The 17,237-nt window shown below is 70.7% G+C and carries 15 protein-coding genes; 8 read left to right on the top strand and 7 right to left on the bottom strand.

What is annotated here, in order from left to right:
* The first annotated feature begins 103 nt into the window (after window positions 1-103).
* From ACFWU6_RS21415 to ACFWU6_RS21390, 6 genes are all read left to right on the top strand, one after another.
* Window positions 104-1,633, top strand: coding sequence for a leucyl aminopeptidase (locus tag ACFWU6_RS21415; RefSeq protein WP_383811070.1), 1,530 nt, complete (start codon window positions 104-106; stop codon window positions 1,631-1,633).
* Between the two features lie 341 nt (window positions 1,634-1,974).
* Window positions 1,975-3,363, top strand: a complete 1,389-nt coding sequence (gene lpdA, locus ACFWU6_RS21410) for a dihydrolipoyl dehydrogenase (protein ID WP_069920005.1) — start codon at window positions 1,975-1,977, stop codon at window positions 3,361-3,363.
* 54 nt (window positions 3,364-3,417) lie between these two features.
* Window positions 3,418-5,247, top strand: coding sequence for a 2-oxoglutarate dehydrogenase, E2 component, dihydrolipoamide succinyltransferase (sucB, locus tag ACFWU6_RS21405; RefSeq protein ID WP_383982473.1), 1,830 nt, complete (start codon window positions 3,418-3,420; stop codon window positions 5,245-5,247).
* 130 nt (window positions 5,248-5,377) lie between these two features.
* On the top strand, window positions 5,378-6,001 hold the full coding sequence (locus tag ACFWU6_RS21400) for a GntR family transcriptional regulator (protein WP_266792139.1): 624 nt from the start codon (window positions 5,378-5,380) through the stop codon (window positions 5,999-6,001).
* A 231-nt stretch (window positions 6,002-6,232) separates the two neighbouring features.
* Window positions 6,233-8,917, top strand: coding sequence for a pyruvate dehydrogenase (acetyl-transferring), homodimeric type (gene aceE, locus ACFWU6_RS21395; protein ID WP_383982470.1), 2,685 nt, complete (start codon window positions 6,233-6,235; stop codon window positions 8,915-8,917).
* A 125-nt stretch (window positions 8,918-9,042) separates the two neighbouring features.
* On the top strand, window positions 9,043-9,561 hold the full coding sequence (locus tag ACFWU6_RS21390; RefSeq protein ID WP_383813103.1) for a DUF4240 domain-containing protein: 519 nt from the start codon (window positions 9,043-9,045) through the stop codon (window positions 9,559-9,561).
* A gap of 12 nt (window positions 9,562-9,573) precedes the next feature.
* Here ACFWU6_RS21390 and ACFWU6_RS21385 read toward each other — a convergent pair whose 3' ends face one another.
* Window positions 9,574-10,344 (bottom strand): SDR family NAD(P)-dependent oxidoreductase, encoded by a 771-nt coding sequence (locus ACFWU6_RS21385; RefSeq protein ID WP_383813105.1) that lies wholly within the window; start codon window positions 10,342-10,344, stop codon window positions 9,574-9,576.
* Window positions 10,345-10,431: 87 nt separating this feature from the next.
* On the opposite strand from ACFWU6_RS21385, the gene ACFWU6_RS21380 reads away from it, so the two are divergent.
* A complete protein-coding gene (locus tag ACFWU6_RS21380; RefSeq protein ID WP_383813106.1) occupies window positions 10,432-11,085 on the top strand; it encodes a TetR/AcrR family transcriptional regulator in 654 nt (217 codons plus the stop codon).
* Window positions 11,086-11,090: 5 nt separating this feature from the next.
* Here ACFWU6_RS21380 and ACFWU6_RS21375 read toward each other — a convergent pair whose 3' ends face one another.
* Together ACFWU6_RS21375 and glnA are read right to left on the bottom strand one after the other, a co-directional pair.
* The gene (locus ACFWU6_RS21375; RefSeq protein ID WP_383982467.1) at window positions 11,091-11,681 is read right to left on the bottom strand and encodes a hypothetical protein; all 591 of its coding nucleotides are present in this window, start codon (window positions 11,679-11,681) and stop codon (window positions 11,091-11,093) included.
* A gap of 248 nt (window positions 11,682-11,929) precedes the next feature.
* A complete protein-coding gene (gene glnA / locus ACFWU6_RS21370; RefSeq protein ID WP_383805675.1) occupies window positions 11,930-13,339 on the bottom strand; it encodes a type I glutamate--ammonia ligase in 1,410 nt (469 codons plus the stop codon).
* Window positions 13,340-13,524: 185 nt separating this feature from the next.
* On the opposite strand from glnA, the gene ACFWU6_RS21365 reads away from it, so the two are divergent.
* Complete coding sequence (locus tag ACFWU6_RS21365; RefSeq protein ID WP_383982464.1) at window positions 13,525-13,992, top strand: RDD family protein; 468 nt, start codon at window positions 13,525-13,527, stop codon at window positions 13,990-13,992.
* A gap of 162 nt (window positions 13,993-14,154) precedes the next feature.
* On the opposite strand, the gene ACFWU6_RS21360 is transcribed toward ACFWU6_RS21365, so the two are convergent.
* The 4 genes from ACFWU6_RS21360 to lipB all read right to left on the bottom strand — a co-directional run bounded on the left by ACFWU6_RS21360 (window position 14,155) and on the right by lipB (window position 17,153).
* Window positions 14,155-14,853 (bottom strand): DUF4191 domain-containing protein, encoded by a 699-nt coding sequence (locus ACFWU6_RS21360; RefSeq protein ID WP_383805678.1) that lies wholly within the window; start codon window positions 14,851-14,853, stop codon window positions 14,155-14,157.
* 9 nt (window positions 14,854-14,862) lie between these two features.
* The gene (locus ACFWU6_RS21355; RefSeq protein WP_054225563.1) at window positions 14,863-15,060 is read right to left on the bottom strand and encodes a hypothetical protein; all 198 of its coding nucleotides are present in this window, start codon (window positions 15,058-15,060) and stop codon (window positions 14,863-14,865) included.
* 238 nt (window positions 15,061-15,298) lie between these two features.
* Complete coding sequence (lipA, locus tag ACFWU6_RS21350; RefSeq protein WP_383805680.1) at window positions 15,299-16,246, bottom strand: lipoyl synthase; 948 nt, start codon at window positions 16,244-16,246, stop codon at window positions 15,299-15,301.
* Window positions 16,247-16,355: 109 nt separating this feature from the next.
* Window positions 16,356-17,153, bottom strand: coding sequence for a lipoyl(octanoyl) transferase LipB (lipB, locus tag ACFWU6_RS21345; protein WP_383805682.1), 798 nt, complete (start codon window positions 17,151-17,153; stop codon window positions 16,356-16,358).
* Window positions 17,154-17,237 lie beyond the last annotated feature (84 nt).

Below are 17,237 nucleotides of genomic sequence, written 5' to 3'. Positions count from 1 at the left end.
CGCGTACGCTCATTTCCGGCGGCAGCCGGGCCCGAATACGATCGCTGCGGATGGCCGTCCACCCACTCGGCCCACACACATACGGAAGCGAGACCTCACCACCGTGACTGCTCTGACTCTCAGCACTGCCGGCGCGGCGACGCTGCGCGCCGACGCCCTCGTCGTCGGCGTGGCGAAGGGCCCCAAGGGCCTGCTCGCCGCCGCGGGCGCCGAGGCCGTGGACAACGCGTACGCCGGAAAGCTCGCCTCCGTCCTCGAGGCGCTCGGCGCCTCGGGCGCCGAAGGGGAGGTCACCAAGCTCCCGGCCCCGGACGGCTTCAAGGTCCCGGTCGTGCTGGCGGTCGGACTCGGCGGCCTCCCGGACGAGGACGAGTCGTACGACGAGGAGGTGCTGCGCCGCGCCGCCGGCGCCGCCGCCCGCGCCCTGCACGGAACCAAGAAGGCCGCCTTCGCGCTCCCCCTCGACGACGCCTCCGCCGTCACCGCGGTCGCCGAGGGCGCGCTGCTCGGCGCGTACGCCTTCACGGCCTACCAGGGCGGCGAGAAGAAGGGCGCCAAGAACGGCGGCCCGAAGCAGCCGCTCGCCGAGATCGCCCTGCTGGGCGCCAAGCCGCGCGACAAGGAGCACAAGGCCGCGGCCGACCGCGCCTCCGTCGTCGCGGCCGAGGTCAACGTCGCCCGCGACCTCGTCAACACCCCGCCGAACGACCTCACCCCCGAGGCCTTCGCGGCGGTCGCCTCCGCGGCAGCGCGGGAGCACGGCATCAAGGTCCAGGTCCTGGACGAGAAGGCCCTGCTCAAGGGCGGGTACGGCGGCATCATGGGCGTCGGCAAGGGCTCGGAGAACCCGCCGCGCCTGGTGAAGCTCACCTACACCCACGCCAAGGCGGAGAAGACCCTGGCCTTCGTCGGCAAGGGCATCACCTACGACTCCGGCGGCATCTCCCTGAAGCCGGCCGGCCACAACGAGACGATGAAGTGCGACATGGCCGGGGCGGCCGCCGTCTTCGCCGCCGTCGTCGCGGCCGCCAGGCTGGGCCTCCAGGTCAACGTGACGGGCTGGCTCGCGCTCGCCGAGAACATGCCGTCCGGCTCCGCCACCAAGCCCGGTGACGTGCTGCGCATGTACAGCGGCAAGACCGTCGAGGTCCTCAACACCGACGCCGAGGGCCGCCTCGTCCTGGGCGACGCGCTGACCAAGGCCTCCGAGGACGCCCCGGACGCGATCGTCGACGTGGCGACCCTGACCGGCGCCATGGTGCTGGCGCTGGGCGACCGGACCTTCGGGATCATGGCCAACGACGACGCCTTCCGCACCTCGATCCACGAGATCGCGGAGGAGGTCGGCGAGGCCTCCTGGCCGATGCCGCTCCCCGCCGACCTGCGCAAGTCCATGGACTCCCCCACCGCCGACATCGCCAACATGGGCGTCCGGATGGGCGGCGGCCTGGTGGCCGGCCTCTTCCTCCAGGAGTTCGTCGGCGAGGGCATCACCTGGGCCCACCTCGACATCGCGGGCCCGGCCTTCCACGAGGGCGCCCCGCACGGCTACACCCCCAAGGGCGGCACCGGCTCCGCCGTCCGCACCCTGGTACGGCTGGCCGAGCGCACCGCCACGGGCGACCTCGGCTGAGCCGCCGCGCGCGCGGCACGCGTGTGAGCTGGAGCACCCCCCGGTGACGCGCGACGCACCCCGGGTCCCGACCGAACGCCTGGTCGAGGCCCGGGGTGCGTGCGTATCCGTTCAGCCCACAACGAAATCCGCAGGTTCCTACGCAGCGGTAACCGTCGCTTCGGGCGGAACGACCGGTCACATGGTGGGCCCGGCGTCCCGCGTTCCCCCGACAAATGCGAAGATGGGTTCTCGGCAGGACAGGGCCCCCACCACAGGGCCGAAGAAACCAGCGGCCGATTACCAGCCGCCGCCCGGTCGCAGACGACCGGTGCCCGGCGCACATGCATGGAGGACGTGACGTGGCGAACGACGCCAGCACCGTTTTCGACCTAGTGATCCTCGGCGGTGGCAGTGGCGGTTACGCCGCGGCACTCCGCGCATCCCAGCTGGGTCTCGACGTTGCGCTGATCGAGAAGAACAAGCTCGGCGGCACCTGCCTGCACAACGGCTGTATCCCCACGAAGGCTCTGCTGCACGCCGGTGAGATCGCGGACCAGGCGCGCGAAGCCGCCCAGTTCGGTGTCAAGGCCTCCTTCGAGGGCATCGACATCGCGGGCGTGCACAAGTACAAGGACGAGGTCATCTCGGGCCTGTACAAGGGCCTGCAGGGCCTGGTCGCCTCTCGCAAGGTGACCTACATCGAGGGAGAGGGCCGCCTCTCCTCCCCGACTTCCGTCGACGTGAACGGCCAGCGTGTCCAGGGCCGCCACGTCCTGCTGGCGACCGGCTCCGTGCCGAAGTCGCTGCCGGGCCTGAACATCGACGGCAACCGCATCATCTCCTCGGACCACGCGCTGGTCCTCGACCGCGTCCCCGAGTCCGCGATCGTCCTGGGCGGCGGCGTCATCGGCGTCGAGTTCGCCTCGGCGTGGAAGTCCTTCGGCACCGACGTCACCGTCGTCGAGGGCCTCAAGCACCTCGTGCCGGTCGAGGACGAGAACAGCTCCAAGCTGCTGGAGCGCGCGTTCCGCAAGCGCGGGATCAAGTTCAACCTCGGCACCTTCTTCGACAAGGCCGAGTACACGGAGAACGGCGTCCGCGTGACGCTGGCCGACGGCAAGACCTTCGAGGCCGAGGTCCTCCTGGTCGCCATCGGCCGCGGCCCGGTCTCCCAGGGCCTGGGCTACGAGGAGCAGGGCGTCGCGATGGACCGCGGCTACGTCCTGGTCGACGAGTACATGCAGACCAACGTGCCGACGATCTCGGCGGTCGGCGACCTCGTCCCGACCCTCCAGCTCGCGCACGTCGGCTTCGCCGAGGGCATCCTGGTGGCGGAGCGCCTGGCCGGTCTCAAGACCGTCCCGATCGACTACGACGGCGTGCCCCGCGTGACGTACTGCCACCCCGAGGTCGCCTCCGTCGGCATCACCGAGGCCAAGGCCAAGGAGATCTACGGCGCGGACAAGGTCGTGGCCCTGAAGTACAACCTCGCGGGCAACGGCAAGAGCAAGATCCTCAAGACCGCGGGCGAGATCAAGCTCGTCCAGGTCAAGGACGGTGCCGTGGTCGGCGTCCACATGGTCGGTGACCGGATGGGCGAGCAGGTCGGCGAGGCCCAGCTGATCTACAACTGGGAAGCCCTGCCGGCCGAGGTCGCGCAGCTCATCCACGCGCACCCGACCCAGAACGAAGCGATGGGCGAGGCCCACCTGGCCCTGGCCGGCAAGCCGCTTCACTCCCACGACTAATTCGTCACGGGCGCGACGACCACTTCCGCACATTCGTTAGGAGCAACTGAAACCATGTCGGTTTCCGTAACCCTTCCGGCGCTCGGTGAGAGCGTCACCGAGGGCACCGTCACCCGCTGGCTGAAGGCCGAGGGCGAGCGCGTCGAGGCCGACGAGCCGCTGCTCGAGGTCTCGACCGACAAGGTCGACACCGAGATCCCGTCGCCCGTCGCCGGCATCCTGGCCTCCATCAAGGTCGCCGAGGACGAGACCGTCGAGGTCGGCGCCGAGCTCGCCGTCATCGACGACGGCTCGGGCGACGCGGCTCCGGCCGCCGCCCCGGCCGCCGCCGAGGCCCCTGCCGAGGCCCCTGCCGCCGAGGCGCCCGCCGCCGAGGCCCCCCAGGCCGCACCGTCCACCGAGGTCCCGGCCGGTTCCGAGGCTCCGGCCCCGACCGCCGACGCGGCCGCCGGCGGTTCCGCCGGGAGCGCCTCCGGCACGGACGTGGTGCTTCCCGCCCTGGGCGAGTCCGTCACCGAGGGCACCGTCACCCGCTGGCTGAAGCAGGTCGGCGAGTCGGTCGAGGCCGACGAGCCGCTGCTCGAGGTGTCGACCGACAAGGTCGACACCGAGATCCCCGCGCCGGTCTCCGGCACGCTGCTGGAGATCGTCGTCGGCGAGGACGAGACCGCCGAGGTCGGCGCCCGTCTGGCCGTCATCGGCGCCGCGGGCGCGGCTCCGGCCGAGGCCCCGGCCGCTGCCGCCCCGGCTCCGGCCGAGGCCCCGGCCGCTGCCGCCCCGGCTCCGGCTCCGGCGGCTCCGGCTCCCGCGCCGGCCCCGGCCCCCGTGGCCGCCCCGGCTCCGGCCGCCCCGGCCCCGGTCGAGGCTGCCGCTCCGGCCGCAGCTCCGGCTCCGGCTCCGGCCGCCCCCGCGCCGGTCGCGGGCCCGTCCGCCCCCGCCGCACCGGCCTCCGCCGGTGACGAGGGCGCGTACGTGACCCCGCTGGTGCGCAAGCTCGCCACGGAGTCCGGCGTCGACCTGTCCGCGGTCTCGGGCACCGGTGTCGGTGGCCGTATCCGCAAGCAGGACGTCCTGGCGGCCGCCGAGGCCGCCAAGGCCGCCGCCGCTCCGGCTCCGGCCGCCGCCGCCCCGGCCGCGAAGGCCCCGGCCGCCGCGGTCTCCGAGCTGCGCGGTCAGACCGTCAAGATGACCCGCATGCGCAAGGTCATCGGCGACAACATGATGAAGGCCCTGCACTCGCAGGCGCAGCTCAGCTCCGTGGTCGAGGTGGACATCACCAAGATCATGAAGCTGCGCGAGAAGGCCAAGGCCGGCTTCCTCGCCCGTGAGGGCGTCAAGCTGTCCCCGATGCCGTTCTTCGTCAAGGCCGCGGCCCAGGCGCTGAAGGCCCACGCGGTCGTCAACGCCCGGATCAACGAGGACGAGGGCACCATCACCTACTTCGACTCGGAGAACATCGGCATCGCCGTGGACTCCGAGAAGGGCCTGATGACCCCGGTCATCAAGGGTGCGGGCGACCTCAACCTGGCGGGCATCTCCAAGGCCACCGCCGACCTGGCCGCCAAGGTCCGCGGCAACAAGATCACGCCGGACGAGCTGTCGGGCGCGACCTTCACCATCAGCAACACCGGCTCGCGGGGCGCGCTGTTCGACACGGTCATCGTGCCGCCGAACCAGGTCGCCATCCTGGGCATCGGTGCCACGGTGAAGCGCCCGGTCGTCATCGAGACCGCCGAGGGCACCAACATCGGCATCCGCGACATGACGTACCTGACCCTGTCCTACGACCACCGCCTGGTGGACGGCGCGGACGCGGCCCGGTACCTCTCGGCCGTGAAGGCGATCCTCGAGGCCGGCGAGTTCGAGGTCGAGCTCGGCCTGTAGGCGGTCGGCTTGTAACCAGCCTCACGTCGGCGCCCCCGTCCGGAATGCTTCCGGACGGGGGCGCCGCCGTATTGTCTACGCATCAGGCCCTGCGCGACCCTGCCAGCCACCAGGAGATGAAGCCCCGATGATCACCCCACCCGTCGTGCACTCGCTGCGCGAGCAGATCCGCGAGCACATCGTGGAGGGGATCGTCAGCGGGCGCTGGAAGCCCGGCGAGCGGATCGTCGAGCGGCGGATCGCGGTGGAGCTGGAGGTCAGCCAGACGCCCGTGCGCGAGGCGCTGCGCGAGCTGGAGACGCTGCGGCTGATCGAGTCGGCGCCCAACAAGGGCGTGCGCGTACGGAACCTCTCCGCGGCCGACCTGGAGGAGATCTACCCCGTCCGGGCCGGTCTGGAGCAGATCGCGGCCGAGCTGGCCGCGCCCCGGCTGGCGGCCGACTGCTCGGCCCTGGAGCCGCACGTGGCGGCCCTGTGGGAGGCGGACCGCACCGAGGACGGCACGGCGCAGGTGCGGCACACCGTGGGCTTCCACCGGGAGCTGGTGCGGGCCGCCGGGAACAGCGTGCTGCTGCACACCTGGGAGAGCCTGGGCATCGAGGTGTTCACGGCCCTGTCCATCCGCTGGCTGGGAACCGTCCAGAAGTCCTATGCCGAGGAGCACGCGGCCCTCGTCGAGGCGTTCCGGAGCCAGGATCCGGAGATCGGCCTGCTCGTGAAGCGGCATGTGCTGGGGTGCGCGCCGCGCGCTTGACCCGGCCGATCGCGGTCCGGATTGCCCCCATTTGACCGGCACTGCGTGCCTGATTTCCTGGCACGCGGTGCCGACTTTTGCCGGATGGACTTTTCTTCGTCACTTTCATTTGATCGATCATCGATCAGCGATTTACAGTCATCGCGGACCTCAACCAGGTTCATCGACCCTGTCCTGCCCGTCAGGGATTTCTTCACCACCTCTCCTTTGTCCGGAAGGCGGCGCACACCGATGTCCGACCCCGTAGGAAAGCTTCCGAGCGAGCTCGACCAGCTCCCGGACCGCGACACCGAGGAGACCGCCGAATGGGCGGCCTCGCTCGACGCCGTCGCCAAGGCCGCCGGTACGCGCCGCGCCGAATACCTGCTCCGCCGCACGCTCCAGCACGCCGAGGCCGCCGGCCTCGCGCTGCCGAAGCTGCTGGAGACGGACTACGTCAACACCATCCCCACCGCCGCGGAGCCCGAGTTCCCCGGCGACGAGGAGATGGAAGCCAGGATCACCGCGTGGAACCGCTGGAACGCGGCCGCCATGGTGACCCGCGGCTCCAAGTACGGCGTCGGCGGCCACATCGCCACCTTCGCCTCCGCCGCCTGGCTGTACGAGACCGGCTTCCAGCACTTCTTCCGCGGGAAGGAGGCCGACGGATCGGGCGACCAGCTCTACATCCAGGGCCACGCCTCCCCCGGCATCTACGCCCGCGCCTTCCTCGACGGCCGCGTCTCCGAGCAGCAGCTCGACAACTTCCGCCAGGAGTCCGGCGGCAACGGCCTGCCGTCCTACCCGCACCCGCGGCGCCTGCCGTGGCTGTGGGAGTTCCCGACGGTGTCCATGGGCCTCGGCCCGCTCTCCGCGATCTACCAGGCGCGCTTCAACCGCTACCTGCAGAACCGGAGCATCAAGGACACCGCCAACTCGCACGTCTGGGCCTTCCTGGGCGACGGCGAGATGGACGAGCCCGAGTCGACCGCCGCCCTGGCCCTCGCCTCCCGCGAGCAGCTCGACAACCTGACCTTCGTCATCAACTGCAACCTGCAGCGGCTCGACGGCCCGGTCCGCGCCAACTTCCGCGTGGTCCAGGAGCTGGAGGCCCAGTTCCGCGGCGCCGGCTGGAACGTCATCAAGTCGCTGTGGGGCTCCGCCTGGGACGAGCTCTTCCAGCTCGACACCACCGGCGCCCTGGTACGCCGCCTGCGCGAGGTACCGGACGCGCAGTTCCAGACGTACGCGACCCGCGACGTGGCGTACATCCGTGACCACTTCTTCGGTGCCAACGCCGAGCTCGTGCAGCTGGCGGGCGTCCTGTCCGACGCGAAGATCGCCGAGTGCTTCCACAGCTCCCGCGGCGGCCACGAGCCCCGCAAGGTCTACGCCGCCTACAAGGCCGCGCTGGAGCACAAGGGCGCGCCGACGGTCATCCTCGCGCAGACCGTCAAGGGCTACACGCTGGGCGCCGGGTTCGAGTCGAAGAACGCGAACCACCAGATGAAGAAGCTGACGGTCGACGAGTTCAAGGACATGCGCGACCTCCTGGGCCTCCCGATCCCGGACAGCGCCTTCGCCGACGGCCAGGTCCCGTACGGCCACCCGGGCGCGGACAGCCCCGAGGTGCAGTACCTGAACGAGCGCCGCGCGGCGCTCGGCGGCCCGGCCCCGGCCCGCAAGGTCAGGCACGTGGCGCTGCCCGCTCCGGCGGACCGCTCCTTCGCCCCGCTGCTCAAGGGCTCCGGCAAGCAGGAGATGGCCACCACCATGGCCTTCGTCCGGCTCGTGAAGGACCTGATGCGGGACAAGGAGACCGGCAGGCGCTGGGTGCCGATCGTCCCCGACGAGGCCCGTACCTTCGGTATGGAGTCGCTCTTCCCGTCGGCCGGCATCTACTCGCCGCTGGGGCAGACGTACGAGCCGGTCGACCGCGACCAGCTCATGTACTACAAGGAAGCCAAGGACGGCCAGATCCTCAACGAGGGGATCACCGAGGCCGGCGCGATGGCCGACTTCATCGCCGCCTGCACGTCGTACGCCACGCACGGCGAGCCGATGATCCCCTTCTACATCTTCTACTCGATGTTCGGCTGGCAGCGCACCGCCGACCAGATGTGGCAGCTCGCCGACCAGCTCGGCAAGGGCTTCATCGTCGGCGCCACCGCCGGCCGCACCACGCTGACCGGTGAGGGCCTCCAGCACGCGGACGGCCACTCGCACCTGATCGCGTCCACGAACCCGGCGTCGCTGAACTACGACCCGGCCTTCGCGTACGAGATCGCGGTGATCGTCAAGGACGGTCTGCGCCGGATGTACGGCGAGAAGCCGGAAGCCGTCTTCTACTACCTGACGGTCTACAACGAGCCGAAGGTGCAGCCCGCGATGCCCGAGGGCGTCGAGGAGGGCATCCTCAAGGGCCTGTACCGCTTCAACACCTCGGCCGACCTGGCAGAGGCGGCCCCGGCCGCCGACGCCCCGAAGGTCCAGCTGATGGCCTCCGGTACGGCGATCCACTGGGTGCTGGACGCGCAGCGGCTCCTCGCGGCCGACTGGAACGTGGCGGCCGACGTCTGGTCCGCCACCTCGTGGGGCGAGCTGCGGCGCGACGCGCTGGAGTGCGACGAGGCGCTGCTGCGCGGCGAGCTGCGCACCCCGTACGTCACCCGCGCGCTGGAGGGCGTCACCAGCCCGGTGCTGGCCGTCTCCGACTGGATGCGCCAGGTCCCGGACCAGATCAGCCAGTGGGTGGAGCAGGACTGGACCTCGCTCGGCACCGACGGCTTCGGCCTCTCCGACACCCGTGAGGGCGCCCGCCGCCACTTCGGCGTCGACGCCCAGTCGATCGTGGTGGCCGCGCTGGCCCAGCTCGCCCGCCGCGGCGAGGTGCCGGCGTCCGCCGTCAAGGAGGCCCGGGAGCGCTACGGCCTGTGAGGCCGCGCGCGACTGACGCGCAGTGATGCGAAAGGCCGGTGTACGCCCTCCCGGGGGGTGGACACCGGCCTTTCGCATCATGCGAGGTGGCGGCGCGGGGGTGGAGCCGTGATGCTGGAGCGGTGATGGACGAGACGGAGTTCTGGGAGATCGTCGACCGTACCCGCGAGGCCGCCGACGGCGACCCCGAGGAGCACGCCGAGCTGCTCGTGGAGCGGCTGGCACTGCTCGATCCGGACTCCGTCCTGGACTTCGCCCGGCACTTCGAGTCGCGTTACAACCGGGCCTACACCTGGGACCTGTGGGGCGCGGCCTGGGTGCTGCTCGACGGAGCGAGCGACGACGCCTTCGACTACTTCCGCTGCTGGCTCATCGGGCAGGGGCGTGAGGTCTTCGAGGGAGGGGTCCACGACCCGGACCAGCTGGCGGAGCTGCTGGGTGAATTCGACGAGGAGATCGACGGGGACGGCGAGGAGCTGGGGTACGCGGCCGACGAGGCGTACGAGCAGCTGACCGGCTCGGTCGCGCCCGAGCTGGGCGTCCCGCTGCAGCCGGCGGAGCCGGGGGGCGCTCCGCTGGACTTCGAGGACGAAGCCGTGCTCGCGGAGCGGTTCCCCCGGCTCTGGGACCGCTTCAGGGCCTGAGGGGCGCCCGCGTCAGCAGTGCGTGCCGCCGTCGATGCGGATCTCCGTACCGGTGATGAAGGCGCCGTCGTCGGAGCCCAGCATGGCGACGACGCCGGCCACGGTCTGCGGCCCGGCGAAGCCCTGGCCGAGGGCGGGGGCCAGCTTGGTGAAGAGGGACCAGTCGGTGTCCTCGGGGAGGCCGGGGCCGTCGCCGGTGGTCATGCCGCTCTCGATCGATCCGGGGGCGACGGAGACGAAGCGCAGGCCCTGCTTGCTGTACTCGGCGGCCAGGGCGTGGGTCATGGACTGGATGCCGCCCTTGCTGGCGGCGTAGGCGGACATGTAGGGGTGCGCGAAGGACGCCGAGGTGGAGCTGAAGTTCACCACGACCGGCCGGTCGCCCGCGAGCAGCGCCGGGAGCGATGCGCGGATCATCAGGAAGGTGCCGGTCAGGTTGACCCCGATGACCTTGTTCCACAGGTCGAGGGTGGTGAGGTGGGTGTGCGCGGAGCGCAGGATGCCGGCGGCGTTGACGAGTACGTCGATCCCGCCGAGGGCGCGCACCGCGGCGGCGACGCCCTCCTCGACCGCGTTCTCGTCGGATATGTCGAGGACGGCGGTGGTGAGGCGGTCCCGGTGGCCGTCGGCGGCGGCCTGCTCGGCGGTGGCCGCGAGCCCGGCGTCGACGACGTCCACCGTGTGGACGCGGCCGCCCTCGGCGAGGATGCGGTGGACGGTGGCGCGGCCGATGCCGGAGCCGCCGCCGGTGATGAGGACGCGACGTCCTTCGTAACGGTTCATGGGGGCGAGCGTACCGAGGGTGCGACACGTTTTGCCAGAGTGTCAGGGAATGCAGCTGTCGCGCCGTCCGGGAGGTACGCTTCCCCCGTGAGATCCCCCCGTCCGTACGCCCCCCAGGCCGGCCCCGGAGGCCAGTCGCTGACCGAGCGCCGCAAGGCCGCGACCCAGCTCGACATCGCCCGCGCGGCCTGCGAACTCTTCGCCGAACACGGACCCGACGGCACCACCGCCGAGGACATCGCCCGCCGCGCGGGCGTGGCACTGCGTACGTTCTACCGCTACTTCCGCAACAAGCAGGAGGCCGTGGCGCCGCTGCTCGCGGGCGGCGGCGACGCCTGGCGTGCGCTGCTCGCCGAGGAGGAGCCCGGCGCTCCGCTCGCGCAGGCCCTGGAGCGGGCCGTGACGCGCTCGCTGAGCGACCCCCGGGCCGTCGGGGAGGGCCTGGAGGTCACGCGCGGGCTGCTGCGGGCAGCGGCGGACGACCAGGCCCTGCGGGCCGTGTGGTACCGGGTGAACCAGGACTCCGAGGAGCAGCTGGTCCCCGTGCTCTCCCGGCTGGCCGGGCCGGAGGCCGACCCCCTGGCCGTCCGCCTGCTCGCGGCGGCGGCAACGGACGCGATCCGCATCTCACTGGAGGTGTGGTCGGCCGCGGACGCCCCGGTCTCGGGCGCCGGATCCCCGGCCGAACTCGCGGTCCGCTGCCTGCGCGACCTCACGGGCGCGATGCCGCTGCTGCGCTGAGGGCGTCAGCGGTCACCGCCGCTCCCGCCGTTCCAGTTGCCGCCTCCGTTGCCGCCGCCGCCACCGTTCCAGTCGCCGCCGCCGTTGCCCCCGCCACCGTTCCAGTCGCCGCCGCCGTCGCCCCCGCCGCCGCCATTCCAGTTGCCGCCGTCGCCCCCGCCGCCGCCACCGTTCCAGTCGCCGCCGCCGTTCCAGTCGCCGCCGCCGTTGCCGCCGCCGCCACCGTTCCAGTCGCCGCCGCCGTTGTTCCAGTCGCCGCGGTCGTTGTTCCAGTTGCCGTGGTCGCGCCAGCCGGAGTCGTGCCGGCCGGAGTTCCAGTTCGCGTCGTCGCGCCAGTTGGAGTCGTTCCAGTTGCTGTCGCGCCAGTTGTCGTTGTACCCGCCGACCCCGCCCTGGTCCCAGCACCAGCTGGGCCGGTCGCGCCAGTCGTGGTTGCAGCAGACGTCCCACCGGGCGTCCGAGCGGTTCGAGGGGTACCGGTAGCAGTCGTAGCCGCCGTCCCCACCGCTGCCACCTCCGCCTCCACCGGTGACGGTCGAAGCCGAGGCGCTGGCGACGGGCAGCACACCCATCGCGATTCCCGCGGCCCCTGCCATGGCTGCCGCAACGATCCTACGGCGCATTGTCATGCACCTCCGCACATGTCTCGCTTATGGGGCGTTTAGGTCATTTCAACCCTCGCCCTGCCCCGCCGCCCTGTCAAAGGGAACGACCCCCGGCGCTGCCCGCGGAGACCTCCGGGAAGGGCTCCCACCAGGCACGATCCGTTCGCGAACCGATGTCGGGAACGGCGAAGGCCGCCACCCCCGAGCGGGGTGGCGGCCTTCACGCGGAATCGCGCGGCTTAGAGGTCGAAGTACATCTCGAACTCGTGCGGGTGCGGACGCAGGGCGATCGGGGCGATCTCGTGCGTGCGCTTGTAGTCGATCCAGGTCTCGATCAGGTCCGGGGTGAAGACGCCGCCGGCCAGGAGGTACTCGTGGTCCGCCTCCAGGGCCTTGAGGACGTCCTCGAGGCTCGTCGGGACCTGCGGGACGCTCGCGTGCTCGTCGGGCGAGAGCTCGTAGAGGTCCTTGTCGATCGGCTCCATCGGCTCAATCTTGTTCTTGACGCCGTCGAGGCCCGCGAGCAGCAGCGCCGCGAAGGCGAGGTACGGGTTGGACGACGGGTCCGGGGCGCGGAACTCGACGCGCTTGGCCTTCGGGTTCGAGCCCGTGATCGGGATGCGCATCGCGGCGGAGCGGTTGCGCTGCGAGTACACCATGTTGACCGGCGCCTCGAAGCCCGGCACCAGGCGGTGGTAGGAGTTCACCGTCGGGTTGGTGAACGCCAGCAGCGACGGCGCATGCTTGAGGATGCCGCCGATGTAGTAGCGCGCGGTGTCCGACAGGCCCGCGTAGCCGGCCTCGTCGTAGAACAGCGGGTCGCCGTTGGCCCACAGCGACTGGTGCACGTGCATGCCCGAGCCGTTGTCACCGAAGATCGGCTTCGGCATGAAGGTCGCGGTCTTGCCGTTGCGCCAGGCGACGTTCTTCACGATGTACTTGAAGAGCATCAGGTCGTCGGCCGCGGCGAGCAGCGTGTTGAACTTGTAGTTGATCTCGGCCTGGCCGCCGGTGCCGACCTCGTGGTGCTGGCGCTCGACCTGGAGGCCCTGGGCGTCCAGCTCGAGGGAGATCTCGGCGCGCAGGTCGGCGAAGTGGTCGACCGGGGCGACGGGGAAGTAGCCGCCCTTGTAGCGGACCTTGTAGCCGCGGTTGTTCTCCTCGGAACCGGTGTTCCAGGCGCCGGCCTCGGAGTCGATGTGGTAGAAGCTCTCGTTCGCGCTGGTCGCGAAGCGCACGCTGTCGAACACGTAGAACTCGGCCTCGGGGCCGAAGTACGCGGTGTCGGCGATGCCGGTGGAGGCGAGGTACGCCTCGGCCTTCTTCGCGACGTTGCGCGGGTCACGGCTGTAGGCCTCGCCCGTGATCGGGTCGTGGATGAAGAAGTTGATGTTGAGCGTCTTGTCCTTGCGGAACGGGTCCAGACGGGCGGTGCTGATGTCGGCACGCAGCGCCATGTCGGACTCGTGGATCGCCTGGAAGCCGCGGATCGAGGAGCCGTCGAAGGCCAGCTCCTCGTTCGGGTCGAACGCCCGCCCCGGAATGGTGAAGTGCTGCATCACACCAGGCAGGTCACAGAAGCGGACGTCGACGAACTTGACGTCGTTCTCCTCGATGTACTGCTTCACTTCGTCGGCGTTCTGGAACATCCAACTCCTCCTACTCCCGGCCCCGGGGCAGGGACGGGTTTTATAGCTCGTGGTGCGCCAGTGCGGTGTCGCACGCTGACCCGACCATAAGCAGACGGGATTTCTCAAGCATGACCCATTTGTTTCGCACAAGTTAACCAGGGTCCCGCGGAAGCGCCGTGGAGCCGCACGGGTACCGTGTTCGGGTGGACAACAGGCAAGCACTCGGATCGTGGCTCTCCGGCCCCCGCGCCGCCGCCGAGGACATGGGCGTCGACTTCGGTTACCCGGGGCAGCAGCTCGGTCTCCCACGGGAGGGACCCGGCTCCGTGGCCCGCTTCGGGCGCCGGCTGGCCGCCGTGGCGCTGGACTGGATCGGCTGCCAACTCATCGCGTACGGGCTGATCACCGGCGGTGACCTGGCCGCGGCGGGCAACTGGACCCTGGGGCTCTTCGTGGCCCTGACCGTCCTGACGGTCGGCACGGTGGGCTTCACCCCCGGCAAGCGGATTCTGGGTCTGCGGGTGGTCGCGGAGGACGGCGGCCGCCTCGGCTTCGGCCGGGTCGTCCTGCGCACGCTGCTGCTCGCCCTGGTCGTCCCGGCGGTCATCTGGGACCGCGACGGCCGCGGCCTGCACGACCGGCTGGCCCGCGCCGTCCAGGTCCGCATCTAGCGGGCCCGGCGGGCCCGGACCGGAAGCCCGGTGCAGGGCGCGCCCGGGACCCGTGCCCCCCGACACCCCGCACCACACCCGCACACACCGCACATGCGGACGCCCCCGGACCGGTCGGTTCGGGGGCGTCCGCATGTCGTATACGAAAATCGGGTGAGCGGGTCAGCGCATCTTTCCGCCGCGCGGCATCTTCATGCCCTTGGGCATCGGGCCCTTCGGCAGCGGCATGTTGCTCATGAGGTCTCCCATGGCCCGCAGCTTGTCGTTGACCTGGGTGATCTGGGGGCCCGCCAGCACGCGCGGGAGCTTGAGCAGGGTGGTGCGCACCTTCTTGAGCGGCACCTCGCCCTCGCCCGTCCCGACGATGAAGGCGTGGACCGGCACGTCCGGCATGATCCGGGCCAGCTTCTTCTTCTCGTTCGCGAGGAGCGGCTTCACCCGGTTCGGGTTGCCCTCGGCGATCAGCACGACGCCGGCCTTGCCCACGGCGCGGTGGACGATGTCCTGCTGCCGGGTCATCGCGACGGCCGGGGTGGTGGTCCAGCCCCGTCCCACGTTGTCCAGTACGGCCGCGGCCGCACCCGGCTGTCCCTCCATCTGCCCGAAGGCAGCCCGCTCGGCCCGTCGTCCGAAGACGATCGCCATTGCGAGGAACGCCACCAGGAAGCCCAGGATGCCCAGGTAGACCGGGTGGCCGATCAGGAAGCCGATCGCAAGAAAGACACCGAAGGTGACGATTCCCACGCCCGCGACGATCAGACCGACCTTCGGGTCGGCCTTGCGCGTCATCTTGTACGTCAGGGCGATCTGCTTCAGTCGCCCGGGGTTCGCAGCAGTCTCTGCGTTTGACTTCCTCGCCATAAGGCGAGTTTACGTGGCCTGCGGGGTACGGGTAGCCGCGGCCTCAAGTACGTGTTCGGTTTCGACCCGGTCCTTGGCCCGGCGGCGGTCCTCCAGCACGGCCGTCCAGGCGTTGCGGCGGGCACCGCTCATGAGCAGCGACTCGAAGCCCCGGAAGGCGTCGGTGAAGGAGGGAATGGCGATGGCGCGTACGGGCGCGGCCTGCATGATGTCGATCCCTTTCACGGAACTCACGTCGGCAGAGCGGTTGCGGTGCGTGGACCCAGCGTCACTCACCGGTGTTACCAGGGCATGACCGTGCAGTCAAATGTGATGGACCCGTTGCAGAACGCGGACGCGGCCCGCCGGGTTCCTCATGAGAGGAGCCTAGGGGCCGCGTCCATGCGGCGTTACTCATTGGTAAGACTTTGTGCGGGAATTCACACACTCCGTACGGAGGTGCGCGTCACACGCTCGCGCGCTTCTCCATCGCCTGCTGGTAGAGGCGCCCGGCCCGGTACGAGGACCGGACCAGCGGGCCCGACATCACGCCGGAGAAACCGATCTCCTCGGCCTCCTTCGCCAGCTCCACGAACTCGGCCGGCTTCACCCAGCGCTCGACGGGGTGGTGGCGCGGCGAGGGCCGCAGGTACTGGGTGATGGTGATGAGCTCGCAGCCGGCCTCGTGCAGGTCCTTGAGGGCCTGCGTGACCTCTTCGCGCTCCTCGCCCATGCCGAGGATCAGGTTCGACTTGGTCACCAGGCCGTACGCGCGGGCCCGGGTGATCACGTCGAGCGAGCGCTCGTACCGGAAGCCGGGGCGGATCCGCTTGAAGATCCGCGGGACCGTCTCGACGTTGTGCGCGAAGACCTCGGGGCGGGAGGCGAAGACCTCCTCCAGCAGCTCCGGCACGGCGTTGAAGTCCGGGGCCAGCAGCTCGACCTTGGTGTGGCCGCTCTCGCGGCCGGCCGTCTGCTCGTGGATCTGGCGCACGGTCTCCGCGTACAGCCAGGCACCGCCGTCGGCCAGGTCGTCGCGCGCCACGCCGGTGATGGTGGCGTAGTTCAGGTCCATCGTGACCACGGACTCGCCGACACGGCGCGGCTCGTCACGGTCCAGCGCCTCGGGCTTGCCCGTGTCGATCTGGCAGAAGTCACAGCGCCGGGTGCACTGGTCGCCGCCGATGAGGAAGGTGGCCTCGCGGTCCTCCCAGCATTCGTAGATGTTCGGACAGCCGGCTTCCTGGCACACCGTGTGCAGTCCTTCGCCCTTCACCAGGGCCTGCATCTTGGTGTACTCGGGGCCCATCTTCGCCCGGGTCTTGATCCACTCGGGCTTGCGCTCGATGGGCGTCTGGGCGTTACGGACCTCCAGGCGCAGCATCTTGCGTCCGTCGGGTGCGACTGCGGACACGACCGGCTCCCTGTGACTTCGATTCTTCGGCGTCCACCAGGGTACGCCCGTAATTTCGTACGCTCTTCACTCCGCCAACCTGGGGGCCGCCGGACGCATTCCCCCGCTGTCAGCCGACGGCGGGCTCGATCTCCCGCGGCCGCAGCTCCGCCTGCTCCAGGACCTCCTTCAGGTGCCGCTCCACGACCGGCAGCACCTCGGCGATGGTGATCTCACGGCCCAGCTCGTACGAGAGCGAGGTCACACCGGCGTCCCGGATGCCGCAGGGCACGATCCGGTCGAACCAGGTGTTGTCGGGGTTCACGTTGATCGCGAAGCCGTGCATCGTGACGCCCTTGGCGACGCGGATGCCGATGGCGGCGAGCTTGCGGTCCTCCCGGCGCTGACCGGCGTTGGACGGGGCGTACTCGGGGCCGTTCAGCCGGGCGTCGAACTCGTCGTCGTGCAGGCGGGGGTCGAAGTCGAGGGAGAGCCCGCCGAGCTGCGGGCGGTCCTCCACCGGGTCGCCGAGCACCCACACGCCGGAGCGGCCCTCGATGCGGGTGGTCTCCAGCCCGAAGTCGGCGGCGGTGCGGATCAGGGCGTCCTCCAGGCGGCGGACGTGCGCGACCACGTCCACCGGACGGGGCAGCTTCATGATCGGGTAGCCGACCAGCTGGCCCGGGCCGTGCCAGGTGATCTTGCCGCCGCGGTCCACGTCCACGACGGGGGTGCCGTCCAGCGGGCGCTCGCTGGGGTCGGTGCGCCGGCCGGCGGTGTAGACCGGCAGGTGCTCCAGCAGCAGGCAGGTGTCCTCGACCTCGTCCGCGAAGCGGGCCGCGTGCACGCGGCGCTGCTCTTCCCAGGCCTCGGTGTACTCGACGGATTCCGGCCCGAAGCCCAGATGGACAAACCGAAGCTCAGTCACCGCAGCGCCTCCTCGTTGAACCTGCTGTGTGCACGCGTGGCACCAGCCAAGGGTACGGCGGCCCGTACGGGGCTCCTCAGGGCC

It is taken from the genome of Streptomyces sp. NPDC058674, from assembly GCF_042716505.1.
Taxonomy (GTDB): Bacteria; Actinomycetota; Actinomycetes; order Streptomycetales; family Streptomycetaceae; genus Streptomyces.
This window is presented reverse-complemented; position numbering and strand designations above follow the sequence as displayed.

Bases quoted from the DNA above. Each gene is read 5' to 3' on its own strand.
- ACFWU6_RS21355 (WP_054225563.1), bottom strand. From the start codon at position 15,060: ATGCAGGCCGCGCCCGTACGCGCCATCGCCATTCCCTCCTTCACCGAC.
- glnA (WP_383805675.1), bottom strand. From the start codon at position 13,339: ATGTTCCAGAACGCCGACGAAGTGAAGCAGTACATCGAGGAGAACGAC.
- sucB (WP_383982473.1), top strand. From the start codon at position 3,418: ATGTCGGTTTCCGTAACCCTTCCGGCGCTCGGTGAGAGCGTCACCGAG.
- ACFWU6_RS21385 (WP_383813105.1), bottom strand. From the start codon at position 10,344: ATGAACCGTTACGAAGGACGTCGCGTCCTCATCACCGGCGGCGGCTCC.
- aceE (WP_383982470.1), top strand. From the start codon at position 6,233: ATGTCCGACCCCGTAGGAAAGCTTCCGAGCGAGCTCGACCAGCTCCCG.
- ACFWU6_RS21375 (WP_383982467.1), bottom strand. From the start codon at position 11,681: ATGGCAGGGGCCGCGGGAATCGCGATGGGTGTGCTGCCCGTCGCCAGC.
- ACFWU6_RS21390 (WP_383813103.1), top strand. From the start codon at position 9,043: ATGGACGAGACGGAGTTCTGGGAGATCGTCGACCGTACCCGCGAGGCC.
- ACFWU6_RS21360 (WP_383805678.1), bottom strand. From the start codon at position 14,853: ATGGCGAGGAAGTCAAACGCAGAGACTGCTGCGAACCCCGGGCGACTG.